Source organism: Nonomuraea sp. NPDC048901, from assembly GCF_040649695.1.
In the GTDB taxonomy this organism is placed as follows: domain Bacteria; phylum Actinomycetota; class Actinomycetes; order Streptosporangiales; family Streptosporangiaceae; genus Nonomuraea.
In genome coordinates, this window is sequence record NZ_JBEZFW010000001.1 from 758742 (window position 1) to 771049 (window position 12308).

At 71.1% G+C, this 12308-nt stretch carries 12 protein-coding genes; 10 read left to right on the top strand and 2 right to left on the bottom strand.

What is annotated here, in order from left to right; translation table 11 throughout:
• The first annotated feature begins 15 nt into the window (after window positions 1–15).
• From AB0C30_RS03775 to AB0C30_RS03815, 9 genes are read left to right on the top strand one after another with little or no spacing between them, the layout of a single operon-like run.
• A complete protein-coding gene (locus AB0C30_RS03775) occupies window positions 16–1302 on the top strand; it encodes an extracellular solute-binding protein (protein WP_357939232.1) in 1287 nt (428 codons plus the stop codon).
• Window positions 1299–2216 (top strand): sugar ABC transporter permease, encoded by a 918-nt coding sequence (locus tag AB0C30_RS03780; RefSeq protein ID WP_357939235.1) that lies wholly within the window; start codon window positions 1299–1301, stop codon window positions 2214–2216. The genes AB0C30_RS03775 and AB0C30_RS03780 overlap by 4 nt, the downstream gene beginning before the upstream one ends.
• Window positions 2213–3013 carry a carbohydrate ABC transporter permease gene (locus AB0C30_RS03785; protein ID WP_357939237.1) on the top strand — a complete coding sequence of 267 codons (801 nt, stop codon included), beginning with the start codon at window positions 2213–2215 and terminating at the stop codon, window positions 3011–3013. The genes AB0C30_RS03780 and AB0C30_RS03785 overlap by 4 nt, the downstream gene beginning before the upstream one ends.
• The gene (locus AB0C30_RS03790) at window positions 3010–5010 is read left to right on the top strand and encodes a hypothetical protein (protein ID WP_357939239.1); all 2001 of its coding nucleotides are present in this window, start codon (window positions 3010–3012) and stop codon (window positions 5008–5010) included. The genes AB0C30_RS03785 and AB0C30_RS03790 overlap by 4 nt, the downstream gene beginning before the upstream one ends.
• Entirely contained in the window at window positions 5007–5861 is an 855-nt protein-coding gene (locus tag AB0C30_RS03795; protein ID WP_357939241.1) for an ROK family protein, read from the top strand. The genes AB0C30_RS03790 and AB0C30_RS03795 overlap by 4 nt, the downstream gene beginning before the upstream one ends.
• Complete coding sequence (locus AB0C30_RS03800; RefSeq protein WP_357939243.1) at window positions 5858–6622, top strand: SIS domain-containing protein; 765 nt, start codon at window positions 5858–5860, stop codon at window positions 6620–6622. The genes AB0C30_RS03795 and AB0C30_RS03800 overlap by 4 nt, the downstream gene beginning before the upstream one ends.
• A complete protein-coding gene (locus tag AB0C30_RS03805; protein ID WP_357939245.1) occupies window positions 6619–7311 on the top strand; it encodes an SDR family oxidoreductase in 693 nt (230 codons plus the stop codon). The genes AB0C30_RS03800 and AB0C30_RS03805 overlap by 4 nt, the downstream gene beginning before the upstream one ends.
• Complete coding sequence (locus tag AB0C30_RS03810) at window positions 7308–8525, top strand: FAD-dependent oxidoreductase (RefSeq protein WP_357939247.1); 1218 nt, start codon at window positions 7308–7310, stop codon at window positions 8523–8525. Before AB0C30_RS03805 ends, AB0C30_RS03810 begins: the two co-directional genes overlap by 4 nt.
• Window positions 8522–9466 carry a hypothetical protein gene (locus AB0C30_RS03815; protein WP_357939249.1) on the top strand — a complete coding sequence of 315 codons (945 nt, stop codon included), beginning with the start codon at window positions 8522–8524 and terminating at the stop codon, window positions 9464–9466. The genes AB0C30_RS03810 and AB0C30_RS03815 overlap by 4 nt, the downstream gene beginning before the upstream one ends.
• On the opposite strand, the gene AB0C30_RS03820 is transcribed toward AB0C30_RS03815, so the two are convergent.
• A complete protein-coding gene (locus tag AB0C30_RS03820; protein WP_357939251.1) occupies window positions 9463–10290 on the bottom strand; it encodes an alpha/beta hydrolase in 828 nt (275 codons plus the stop codon). The two genes, AB0C30_RS03815 and AB0C30_RS03820, sit on opposite strands and share 4 nt — an antisense overlap.
• A 75-nt stretch (window positions 10291–10365) precedes the next feature.
• On the opposite strand from AB0C30_RS03820, the gene AB0C30_RS03825 reads away from it, so the two are divergent.
• Window positions 10366–11682, top strand: coding sequence for a M28 family peptidase (locus AB0C30_RS03825; protein ID WP_357939253.1), 1317 nt, complete (start codon window positions 10366–10368; stop codon window positions 11680–11682).
• Here the strand turns inward: AB0C30_RS03825 and AB0C30_RS03830 are convergent.
• Complete coding sequence (locus AB0C30_RS03830; RefSeq protein ID WP_357939255.1) at window positions 11670–12299, bottom strand: helix-turn-helix domain-containing protein; 630 nt, start codon at window positions 12297–12299, stop codon at window positions 11670–11672. The two genes, AB0C30_RS03825 and AB0C30_RS03830, sit on opposite strands and share 13 nt — an antisense overlap.
• Window positions 12300–12308: the final 9 nt, after the last annotated feature.

Genomic DNA, 12308 nt, shown 5'->3' on the forward strand with positions numbered 1-12308 from the left:
TTCCGGAGGTTGAGCATGTCCATGATGACCCGGCGCAACTTGCTCAAGACCGCCGCACTGACCACGGCGTCCGGCCTGCTGGCCGCCTGCGGCTCCGATCCGGTGGCCACGGTGCCCGCCGACGGCGTGCCGCGCGGGAAGATCTCCGTCTGGCTGCACCAGACCAAGGCGTACGACGCGGTGTTCACCCCGCTGCTGCGCGGCTACATGCAGGAGTTCGGCGGCGTCGACATCACCCCGCTCTACGTGCCCGTGGACAAGCTCGACGCCAAGCTGCTGACCGCCTTCGCCGGTGACGTGCCGCCGGACCTGTTCAGGATCGGCGGCTGGACCATCCCGGGTCACGCGCGCAAGGGACGGCTGGCCCCGATCATCCCCAAGGCCATGGGCGTAGCCGACGAGAAGGCGCTGGTCCAGGACTACGACGAGCACGCGATCAGCTCGCTGTCGTACGAGGGCAGGCTCTACGGCGTCCCCACCGACTACACGATCTGCTACCTCTACTACCGCAAGGACAGGTTCGCGGCAGCCGGCCTGGATCCGGACAAGCCGCCCACGACCTGGGAGGAGGTCGCCGAATACAGCAAGCGGCTGACCTCGGCCGACGGCAAGAAGGTGGGCCTGCAGTGGATCCTGGGCAATCCGCAGTGGACGCTGATGCAGCTGCTCGCCCTGGTCAAGGGGAAGGGTGGCACGATACTCAGCCCCGACGCCGCCAAGGCGACGCTGGCCACTGACGCGGGGGTCGCGGCGCTGCGTTACTACGGGAGCCTGGGCAACCCGAAGCTGTCGAGCCCGCTGTCCGGCTTCGGGCTGTTCGCCACTGGTGAGGCGGCCATGCTGGTCTCCGGGCTGTTCGCGATGGACCTGTTCCCGACGCTGAACCCCAAGCTGACCTTCGGAAACGTCTTCGACATCGCGCCGATGCCGCGCTGGGACGCGGGCAAGCCGGTCGCCCCGGCCTACACCTGGGGCTGGGCGGTGGCCAAGCAGTCGAAGCTGCCGTACACCGCCTGGCACTTCGTCGACTACCTCCAGCGCCAGGACGTCGCGGCCAAGCAGCTCAAGGACGCCAGCATTCTCACCCCGGTCAAGGGCTGGGAGAAGTTGTCGGGCGCCGACCAGAAAGCGCTGGACATCATGGCGGACGCGGCCCCGTACGCCGACTTCGGCCCGCAGACGCCGGTGTGGAACGAGATGGCCAAGGCGCTGACCGACGCGGCCGACGCGGTGGCCTTCGGCAAGAAGACGCCCGAGCAGGCGGCGGCGGACTTCGACCAGGCCATGCGGATGACGCTGTGACGGTCTCCTTACGACTGGTGCCGCCCGTCACGCAGGTCTCGGGCAAGGGCCAGCGGTGGGCGGAGGCGCGTACCGGCGGCCTGCTGGCCCTCCCCGCGGCGGTCTACTTCCTGGTCTTCTGGCTCGTGCCGTTCGTCGCGGCCGTGTATCTCAGCTTCACCAGCTACGACTTCGCCGGGACGCCCGAATGGACCGGCCTGGACAACTACCGCAGAATGCTCGGCGACCCCGGCTTCTGGAACTCGGCCCGGGTCACCGCCCTCTACACGATCGGCTCCGTGGTCCCGTCGATCGTGCTCGGCCTGGCGATAGCCGTACCGCTGAGCAAGCCGGGCCGCTACAACGCCTTCCTCCGCGGGCTGGTCATGATCCCGGCGGCGATGCCGCTGGTGGCCACCTCGATGGTGTGGTCGGTGATCTTCGCCGACAAGGGCCTGGCGAACGCGCTGATCGGGCTCGTCGGAGCGGAGCCGAAGCCGTGGCTGACCGACGAGGGGCTCGCGCTCTGGGCCCTGGTGATCATGACGACGTGGAAGCACCTCGGGCTGTTCGTGATCATCCTGACCGCCGGGTTGCAGGGGTTGCCGCTGAGCGTGTTCGAGGCGGCCGCGCTCGACGGTGCCGGTCCGATACGGGTCTTCTACCGCATCACGCTCCCGCTGCTGCGCCGCACGCTGCTGTTCGTGCTGGTCATCGCGGTGGTCGGGGCGATGCAGTCGTTCGTGCCCGCCTTCCTGCTCACCAAGGGCGGCCCGGCGGGCGCCACCGAGGTGCTGCCGCTCTACCTGTGGGCGACCGGTTTCGGGTTCGAGCGCATGGGCTACGCCTCGGCCATCGCGATGGTCCTGCTGGTGGCCATGCTGGCGCTCTCGCTCGTGCAGTTCAGGGTGCTCAGGGGAGGCGATGACGGGTGAAGGTGGTCCGCAACACGATCCTGACCCTGGTCGTGGCCGTCCTGCTGCTGCCGGTGTACGCGATGTTCGCGGTCTCGTCCGCGTCGGACGCGACCGATCTCGGCGGGTTCGGCTTCGACGTCTCCCAGCTGGGCGCGCACGTCTCGCAGCTGTTCGACCAGGGCGGCTTCCCCGTCTACCTGCGCAACAGCCTGATCCTCGCGCTCGGCATCGGCGTCCTCGAAGTGATCTTCTCCTCGGCCGCCGGATACGCGCTCGCGCAGCTCAGGTTCCCCGGCAGCCGGGTGCTGTTCGCGGTCATCGTGGGGACGCTGTCGCTGTCGCCGATCGTGGTGCTCGTGCCGATGTACCTCATCGTCAAGCAGCTGGGCTGGATCAACTCCTACCAGGGGATGATCGTGCCGTTCATGATGAGCGCGTTCGGGGTGTTCCTGGTCCGCCAGTTCGCCCTGGCCCTGCCGCATGAGCTGCTGCTGTCGGCGCGGGTGGACGGCGCGAGCGAGTTGCGGATCTTCCTCCGCATAGGAGTGCCGCTGCTGCGGCCCGCCCTGCTCACGCTCTTCCTGCTGCAGTTCCTCGCGCAGTGGGACAACCTGCTGTGGCCGCTCATCGTGGCCAACGATCCCGGCCTCTGGCCGCTGCCCGTGGGGCTCTCGCAGCTCCAGACGGAGTACGACTTCAGCATCGGCCTGGTCAGCACCGCGGCCCTGATCACGGCGGTGCCGCCGCTGGTGCTGATGTTCCTGCTGCAGCGCTACTACGTGGCGGGGCTGACCTTGGGAGGGGTACGGAAATGAGCGCGTTCGGCGCATGGACCACCGCGTACGGGCTGCCCGCCTTCGCCTACACGACGGACCAGGAGAGCGACCCGCGCGCGGAGTGGGATCCCGTCCTGGATCCGCTCACCCGGCGGCACTTCGTCCATGTCGGGAACCGGCGGATCACGCTGGTCGCGGACAACTACGGGCTCAGCGACCTGTTCGACGAGCACACCGGCCTGCTGTGGCTCACCCGTGGCACCGGCGTGACGCGCGTCGGCACCCTTTCCACCGATATTTCGACATCGGAGCGGATCTTCGGGCCGACGTTCGCGATCGTCCGGGTCGCCGACGACCGAGTGGCGCTGGACCGCACGGTGCTGTGCCCCGAGGGCGAGCACCCGTGGGTGCTGATCCGGCTGCACGTGCGCAACCTGCTGGACGAGCCGGTACGTCTGGAGCTGACCGAGGAGTGGACGGCCGGGGCGGCCCGGGTCGAGCTCATCAGCGGCGCGAAGCCGACCGAGGATCCCGGGCTGGAGCTGGAGCTCGTCGGCGGCCCCAGGACCAGGTCCGGCCGCCTGGCCGTACCCCTGGAGCTGGCGGCGGGCGGAGAGCGCCTGCTGGAGCTGCGATATGGGCTGCTGGACGACGAGACGGACGGCCGAGTTGGCGAGGTGACGGGGGCGTTCGCGAGCAGCCTCGCCGCGCTGCGCGAGCGGCTGCCGAGGGCGGTCGCGGCGCGGGCGCCCGAGGCCGAGCGGGAGGTCCCGTGGCACGCGGCGCTGCTGACCGGCGCGGCCTGCGCCGACGGCGTGCTCGGCGGGCACACCCTCGACCAGGGCTCGTGCTACTCCTTCCGGCACGGCTTCAACGGCGCCGCGCGCGACCCGCTCCAGCACGCCCTGCCGCTGGTCTACATCGAGCCGGACCTGGCCCTGTCCGTGCTGCGCAACACCTGCGCCTGGGGCGGACCCGACGGTGACCTGCCCTATGCGCTCGGACCGGACAAGCAGCCATGGACCGACCTGTTCCGGCCCTCGGACCAGAACCTGTGGGCCCTGTGGCTGGCGGCCGAATACCTGAGCGCGACGGGCGACCTGGCGGCCTTCGGCGACCCCGTGTCGTACCACCCGGTCCATGGGGCGGCGCCGGTGTCGCTCGGCGCGAACCTGCGCCGGCAGTTCAGGTTCCTCACCGACGTGGTGGGCCGGGGAGAGCACGGCCACCTGCGGATACTGAACGCCGACTGGAACGACATGGCCATCACCGAGAGCGGGGTGGACCGCGAGTTGATGATCTCCCACGGCGAGTCGGTTCTGAACTCCGCCATGGCCGCCTGGGTCCTGCCCCGCTACGCGGTCCTGGCCGAGCGGCTCGGCGACCACGCGACCGCCGCCGAGGCCCGCAAGCTCGGCGAGGAACTGCGCGAGCTGGTGGCGGGGGAGTGGAACGGCCGATGGTATCGGCGCGCGTACGGCCCGGGAGCCATCGTCGGGGAGTCCGACCTGTGGCTGGAGGTGCAGCCTTGGGCGATTCTGTGCGGCGCCGCTCCTCCTGAGCGGGCTGTGGAGCTGTTGCACACGATCGAGCGGACCTCCGCCGCCGATTCGCCGCTGGGCGCCCGGCTGCGCTGGCCCGACAAGGGCGCTTACGGCCCCGGCGGGGTCGGCACGATCTGGTACGCGATCAACATGACACTGATCTGGGCCGCCGCCGAGCACGCCCCCGAGCTGGGCTGGCAGTGGTGGCGCCGGATGTCCCTGGCCGCCCATACGGCTGCCTATCCGGACGTATGGGAAGGCACGCTGTCCGGCCCCGACGCCTACCTGGCGCCCGAGACCGAGCGGCCGGGGCGCACCTGGGACCTGGCCGACGTCGGCGTGGCCATGCAGGCGTACCCCGTCGCCAACCTGCACAGCCACTCCCAGCCGCTGCTGGCCTACCTGCGGCTGCTCGGTGTCGAGCCGTTCCGCCCGGTCGCGGTGCCCGAGGACGCCGGGTTCGCCTCGCGAGTCCTGAGGGTCGGGCTGTGACGCGGCTCGGGATCGACGTCGGCGGCACGTACACCAAATGGGTGTTGCTGGACGGCGAGACGGTGGTCGGCGAGGGCACCGTCCCCACGCCGCCGGACCCCGACGAGACGATGACGTTCGTGGCCTCGCTGGCCGCCCGCCGGGTGGAGAGCATCGGGATCGGGCTGCCCGGCCACGTGGACCGCGACACCGGGACCGCGTTGTTCGTGCCGAACCCGCCCGGCGACTGGGACGGCTATCCGGTCGGCTCGCGGCTGGGCGCCCTGACCGGGGTGCCGGTGACCGTGGTCAACGACGCCCGCGCGTTCGGGCTCGCCGAACTGCTCCTCGGGGCGGCTCGCGGGCTGCCCGACGTGCTGTTCGCGGTGCTCGGGACCGGGGTGGGCGGGGCGGTGGCGCTGCGCGGCGGGATACTCGTCGGCCCGCGCGACAATCTCGGCGAGATCGGGCACGTCACGGTCTCCCCCTGGGGGCCGGTGTGCTGCTGCGGCAACCGGGGCTGCGTGGAGACGTTCGCCGGCGGGCCGGGCATCGTGCGGGCCTTCGGCTCCGGCTCGCCCAAGGAGGTCGCCGAGGCCGCCAGGACGGGCGACGGGCGGGCGCTGGGCGTGCTGTCCAGGGCGGGCTGGGCGCTCGGTATCGCGCTGGGCGACGCGGCGGCGTTCTTCGGCGTCGGCACGGTGGTCGTGGGCGGCGGGATCTCCGGCGCGCTCGACCTCATGCGATCCGCCCTGGACAAGGAACTTGAGCGGCGACGTCCGCTCATCGGGGAAATCGCGGTGCTACCCGCCGTACTCGGCCCGATGGCCGGGGCGATCGGTGCCGCGCTCTACGGGAGGAGATCTGGATGAAATGGATACGGCGCGCGATGGACCTGCTCGGCGAGATCGAGCGGACACAGGAGGACGCGCTCGCCGCGGCCGCTCGGACGGCCGCCTCGGCCATCGGCGGCGGGGGCGTGGTGCACACCTTCGGGACCGGACATTCGCGGATGGGTGTGGAGGAGATGTTCCCCCGCTACGGCTCCTATCCCGGCTTCCACCCCATCGTGGACCTGTCGACGACGTTCTACACGCAGGTGGCCGGGTCGAACGGGATGCGGCAGGCGATGTTCATCGAGCGGGTCGAAGGGCTCGCCGACGCCATCCTGGCCAACTTCGAGCTGCGGCCGACCGACGCGGCCATCGTGTTCAGCGTCAGCGGCCTGAACGCCGTGCCGATCGAGATGGCGATGGGGCTGCGCAAGGCGGGACTGCCCGTGGTGGCCGTCACGTCGATGCGGGAGACCACGGCCGTCGAACCCGGTCACCCCAGCGGGACCCGGCTCGCCGACCACGCCGACGTGGTGATCGACCTGTGCACCCCGGTCGGCGACGCGCTGTGCTCCGTCGACGGGCTGGCCGAGCCGGTCGGTCCTGGCAGCACGCTGGCCGCGGTCTCCGTGGTCAACGAGATCAAGGTCCGTACCGCCGAACTGCTCGTCGCGGGCGGCTGGGTCCCGCCGGTCATCTCCAGCGCCAAGCTCGTCGGCGGCCCGCGCTCGGAGGAGCTGTTCGAGGCCGCCTACCTCGAACACGCCCGCCGCGCCGCCGCGGTGCTCAGGAAACCATGAGCGCCGTACTGGTGGCCGGCTCGGACGGCGGCATCGGCCGGGCCTGCGTGGCGGCGGTCGAGGCCACCGGCGGGGCCGCCTTCGGCGTGGACCTGGCCGGCGGCATCGACATCACCGCGCCGGGGCACGCGGAGAAGGCCCTGGCCCAGGCAACGGCCGTACACGGGCAGATCTCCGGCGTCGTGCACGCGGTCGGCATGTCGGGCCGCTCGCTCGGCGACGGCGGCGTGGTCGAGTGCACCGACACGGCGTGGCACGAGGTGCACCGGGTCAACCACGAGTCGGTGTTCCGGCTGCTGCGCGCGGCGATCCCCGCGATGCGGGAGGGCGGGTCGATCGTGGTGATCGGCTCGGCGCTGGCCTCGTCGCTCGACGACGACTTCCGCACCGTGGCCTACGCCTCGGCCAAGGGCGCGCTGATCCCGCTGATCAGGACCGCGGCCCGCGAGGCGGCGCCGCACGGTGTGCGGGTCAACCTGATCTCGGCCGGGCTGGTGGCCACGCCGATGAGCCGCCGCGCCCAGACCTCCGAGGCGATCAAGGCCAAGCTGCCGTCACTGATGCCGCTCGGCGCCGAGCTGTGCCAGCCGGAGGAGGTCGCCCAGGCCGTGCTGTGGCTGCTGTCCCCGTCGTCCGGACGGACCACGGGCGCGGTCATTCCCGTCGACGGAGGGTGGCACCTGCGATGAACGTCCTGTGGGAAGGCGATGTCGTGGTCGCGGGCGGAGGCAGCGCGGGGTGCGCGGCCGCCGTCGCGGCGGCGCGTGCCGGGGCGTCGTGCCTGCTGGTGGAGTCGGCGGGCTTCCTCGGCGGTACGGGTGCCGCGGTGCTCGACACCTTCTACGGCTTCTACGCCCCCGGCCCCGTCTCGCGGCGGGTCGTCGGCGGGGTCGGCTGGGAGGTGTGCGAGCGGCTCTTCGAGGCAGGGGCCGCCTTCGAGCGGCCCAACACCTACGGCGCGGGCACCGGGGTGACCTACGAGCCCGAGGAGCTCAAGCTGGTCTGGGACGAGCTGGTCCCGGACGCGCTCCTGCACGCCAGGGTCTGCGACTTCGTGCCGGGCACCGGCGTCGTCGTGGAGACCGTGGCCGGCCGGTTCCTGGTCAAGGCCCGGGTGGTGATCGACGCCACCGGGGACGCCGAGGTGGCCTGGCGGGCCGGGGCCACCCTCGAACGGCCCGGGATGCGGCTCCAGCCGATGACGGCCACGTTCCGGCTCGGCGGGGTCGATCTGTCCGCCACCAGCACGGCGGAGCTGCACGCGCTGATGGCCGACGCCGACCTGCCGAGGCGCGAGGGGTCCGTGCACCGGACCGTGAACGACGGGATCGTGCACACCAACCTCACGCGGGTGACCGGCCTCGATCCGACCGACCCGGTCGAGCTGGCGGAGGCCGAGCGGGTGGGGCGGCGGCAGGTCCGCGACTATGTCGCCTTCCTGCGGGCGAAGGTTCCGGGGTACGGCTCGGCCGTGCTGCTCAGCACGTCCGTACGTATCGGGGTACGGGAGTCACGCCGCCTGGTCGGACGATATGTCCTGACTTCTGATGATGTGTTGGCCGGGAGGGATTTTCCCGACACGATCGCGCGGTGCGGCGCGCCCATCGAGGACCACGACTCGGGGGCCGCCACCCGCTGGGAGTACGTCCACGACTTCGGCACCTATGGCATCCCCTACCGGTGCCTGCTCCCCGTCGAGGTAGACGGGCTGATCGTGGCGGGGCGCTGCCTGTCGGCCACGCACGACGCCCACGCCTCCGCCCGGTCCATGGGGCAGTGCATGGCGATGGGGCAGGCGGCGGGGACGGCCGCGGCGCTGGCCGTACAGGCCGGGGTGGAGCCCGCGGCGGTGGACGTGGAGCTGCTGCGCACGCGGCTGCGAGAAGAAGGAGCGCTTCTGTGACCGTCCGTACCGTGCTGGGGGATGTCGAGGAGCTTGGCATCACCTATGCGCACGAGCACCTGTTCATGACCGGTGGCTGGCCGGTGCGCAACGAGCCGGACTACCGGCTCGACTCCTTCGACGCGGCCGTGGTGGAGGTGACGGAGGCGCAGCGGCTGGGCCTTTCCGCGGTGGTCGAGATGACGCCGCTCGGCTTCGGCCGCAGTCCGTCCCTGATGAAGGAGCTGGCGGAGCGGACCGGGCTGCACGTGATCGCGGTGACCGGGTTCCACAAGAGCGGTTACTACAGCGACATGCACTGGATGCACCGCTACTCGGTCGACGAGATCACGGAGCTCCTCGTGGCCGAGATCGACCAGGGCATGGACGAGTACGGGCTGGTGGGGCCGCTGGTGCGGCGGTCGTCGGCCCGCGCGGGCGCCATCAAGATCGCCACGTCGTACCACTCGTTCGGGCGCGGTGTGGCGCGGCTGGTCGGCGCGGTGGCCGCCGCCGCCCGGCGGACCGGGGTGCCGGTCGTCACCCATTGCGACAAGGGCACGATGGGACACGAGCTGCTCGACGCGCTGGCCTCCGAAGGGGTGGCGGCCGATCGGGTGGTGCTCGGGCACATCGACCACAATCCCGACGCCGGATATCTCGCCTCGTTGGCGGAGAGAGGGGCCTATCTGGCCTTCGACCGGCCGGGCCGCGTCAAGTACGGCCCGGACAGCGAGATCGTCACGCTGGTCGCCGAGCTGGCTGAGCGCGGGCTGGGGGATCGGGTGCTGTTCGGGATGGACCTGGCGCGCAGGTCGTACTGGCCGAGCCTGGGCGGCGGGCCCGGCCTGACGTACCTTCTGGAGCGATTCGTGCCGCGGCTGGAGGCCGCGGGACTGGGCGAGGTGGCGAAGGCGGCGCTGATCGGCAACCCGCGCGCCGCCTTCGCGCTACGCCGTTAGGGCAGGTTCTTCTCCACCTGGTTCTGCCAGTTGGCGTTGGTGTTGAGCTCCGGGGTGGTGCCGGCGAAGGCGCCCCTGGCGTAGGTGTCGCCCTGGAGCTGGTACATCAGCCAGGCCGTCACATAACCGAGGAAGCCGCCGCCCGTGCCCTGGATCGTGTTGTGGTCGGCGCCCTTGAGCTGCGCCTTCGCCGCCGCTCCCGGGACCTGGCCGTAGTACGTCTGGAGGGCCGAGTTGGGCGAGATGAGGGTGTCGTTGGCGCCGCTGACGAACAGCACCGGGCAGGCCAGCTGGTCGACATAGAACTTGTCTCCCGAGCCCACCCAGATGGGCGCGGGCAGCGCGATGGGGACGACGGTGTCGATCAGGCCGCCGGACTTGGTCGCGGTGTTCACCGAGCCGCCGGCGCCCTGGGAGTGGCCGACCGCGCCGACCTTCGTCACGTCGAGCTTGCCGTAGAAGACGCTGGAGCTGTCGGTGTTCCTGGCGATCAGGTATTGGGCGGCGGCGATCATCTCCGACCCGGTGCCGGTCGTGGTGTCGGTCGAGGCGACCACGGCGAAGCCCCAGGAGGCGAGCTGGTTGAGTAACCCGGAATACTGCGTGGGCACGGCGCCCGTGCCGTTGCCCCAGGTGATGATCGGATGCTTGACGCCTCCGGCGCCGAGGTCGGCCGGGTAGTAGAGCTTGTAACCCGGGGCGTCGGCGGTCGTGACCGCCCAGGGGCCCGCGACCTTGTAGTGCGCTTCGATGGTGTCCGCGGCCTGGGCCGGTCTGGCCATGATCCCCAGCAGGACCATGATGACGGCCACGACGAGCTTCATACAGCCTCCACAAGTTGTACGGATGACCGAAACTGTCGCTTCACAAAGGACCGCTGTCAATGGTTGGATCAGCCCATGGATCACGTGCCTTCCGCCGCCGAGATGCTCGGCTGGATCGAGACCGTCGTGTCCCGGGGCATCCGGCGGCCGGGCTATCCGGCGGACGCGTGGACCGAGCGGTGGCTGGCCGAGCGGCTGACGGAGTTCGGGCTGGAGGTCTCGCTGGAGCCGGTGGAGGTGCCCCGATGGCAGCCCGGCACCGGGGTGCTGCGGCTCGACGACGGCACGGAGCTGACCGGGTTCCCGCTCCCACATACCCTGCCGACGGACGGCCTGCGCGCCAGGATCGCGCCGCTCGCCGACGCGCGGCCCGGCGACATCGCGGTGGACGAATTGGCCTTCACCGAGCTGCCGCAGTCGTACGTCAGCACGCTGGCCACGTCGTCCTACGACCCGGAGGGCGTCTTCGACACGCTCGTCCAGACCCTCCCGTTCGGACCGCGGATGATGGAGGTCGTCGAGCCCGCGCTGGAGGCGGGTGCGGCGGGCTTCATCGGGGCGCTGACCGGGCTGCCGTGGGAGACACGCGACTACTACGTGCCCTATGACGCGATCGAGCGGCCGATTCCCGGTCTGTGGCTGTCCGGGGCCGACGCCCGGCGGCTCCTGGACCGGCTGCCCTGCACGGGCGAGCTGGTCGCCCAGTCGGTCACCGACACGGTGACCACGCACAACGTGGTCGCCACGCTGCCTGGCAACTCGCCCCACACGGTCATCATCGGCTCCCACCACGACGGGCCGTGGGCCTCGGCCGTCGAGGACGCCTCGGGCATCGCGCTCGTCCTGGCCGCCGCGCGTCACTGGGCCGCTGTGCCCGTCTCGGCGCGGCCGCACAACCTGATGTTCCTGCTCACATCCGGGCACATGGCGCATGCGGCGGGCACCAGGGCGTTCATCGAGCGCCATCGCCCGGCGCTGGCCGACGTGGTGCTTCAGGTTCATCTCGAACACGCGGCGCTGCGCTGCGAGGCCGTGGACGGCGAGCTCGTCCCCACCGCGGACCCCGAGGTCAGGTGGTGGTTCACCAGCCGGGTGCCGCGGCTGGAGAAGCTGGTCGCCGAGACGCTGGCGGAGGAGGGGCTGCGGCGGTCCTTCGTACTGCCGCCCGACGTGTTCTCGCCCATGCCGCCGACCGACGGGGCGTTCTTCCATCCGGAAGGGGTGCCGCTCGTGCACTTCCTGTCGGCGCCGATGTACCTGTTCGACTCGGCCGACACTCTCGACAAGATCGATGTGGCGGGGCTGGAGCCGCTGGCCCGCGCGGCCGTGCGCATCGTGGCCGGGACCGCCGGGTGGTCACCCGGCGATTACCCGGCGCCTCAGCGGGACTGATCGAGGGCGGCCTGGGCCTTGGCGGCGTCCTCCAGGCTGAGCATGGGATGCGAGTAGATGTCGATCAGGGTCTTGGCGAGCAGTTTGTCCCCCTCCGGGCTCAGCACCTCGACACCCATGGCCCGGGACATGTGGTGGCGCAGGACGGTGACCGACAGCGCCATCGCGGTGACCGCCGCCGCCCGGGCCTTGCGGGGCACCGGAGAGGGATCGGGCCGGGTCCTGTCGTACTCCTCGATCCACTCCTCGCCCAGCCGTACGAGCTCGTCGAAGACCGCCTCGGCCCGTCCCTCGGCCAGAGCCCGCCCCACATACGCTTGGTAGGGCCCCAGGAGGGTCCGGGCGACGGCGATATAGTTCACGTCACTCGGCATGGGGTCGCTCCGGACCTGGTCGTTGATCCGGCGGATCAACTTGGCCAGATGCTCGTCGCAGGCGTCGCGCAGCGCCTCTTTGGAGCCGAAGTGGTGGCGTACCAGCCCGGAGGACACACCGGCGGTCTCGGCGATGCCCCGGATCGTGGCCCGCTCGAACCCGTGCTCGCCGAAGTGCCGCAGCGCCGCGTCGCGGATCCGGGCGCGGGCGGTGAGGTCTTCGGGGTCGGGTGCGATCGTCACGCTGCCACC

What these genes read in the sequence shown, in the direction of transcription:
- AB0C30_RS03775 (WP_357939232.1), top strand. Translation starts at nt 16, where the DNA reads ATGTCCATGATGACCCGGCGCAACTTGCTCAAGACCGCCGCACTGACC.
- AB0C30_RS03790 (WP_357939239.1), top strand. Translation starts at nt 3,010, where the DNA reads ATGAGCGCGTTCGGCGCATGGACCACCGCGTACGGGCTGCCCGCCTTC.
- AB0C30_RS03800 (WP_357939243.1), top strand. Translation starts at nt 5,858, where the DNA reads ATGAAATGGATACGGCGCGCGATGGACCTGCTCGGCGAGATCGAGCGG.
- AB0C30_RS03805 (WP_357939245.1), top strand. Translation starts at nt 6,619, where the DNA reads ATGAGCGCCGTACTGGTGGCCGGCTCGGACGGCGGCATCGGCCGGGCC.
- AB0C30_RS03810 (WP_357939247.1), top strand. Translation starts at nt 7,308, where the DNA reads ATGAACGTCCTGTGGGAAGGCGATGTCGTGGTCGCGGGCGGAGGCAGC.
- AB0C30_RS03820 (WP_357939251.1), bottom strand. Translation starts at nt 10,290, where the DNA reads ATGAAGCTCGTCGTGGCCGTCATCATGGTCCTGCTGGGGATCATGGCC.
- AB0C30_RS03825 (WP_357939253.1), top strand. Translation starts at nt 10,366, where the DNA reads ATGGATCACGTGCCTTCCGCCGCCGAGATGCTCGGCTGGATCGAGACC.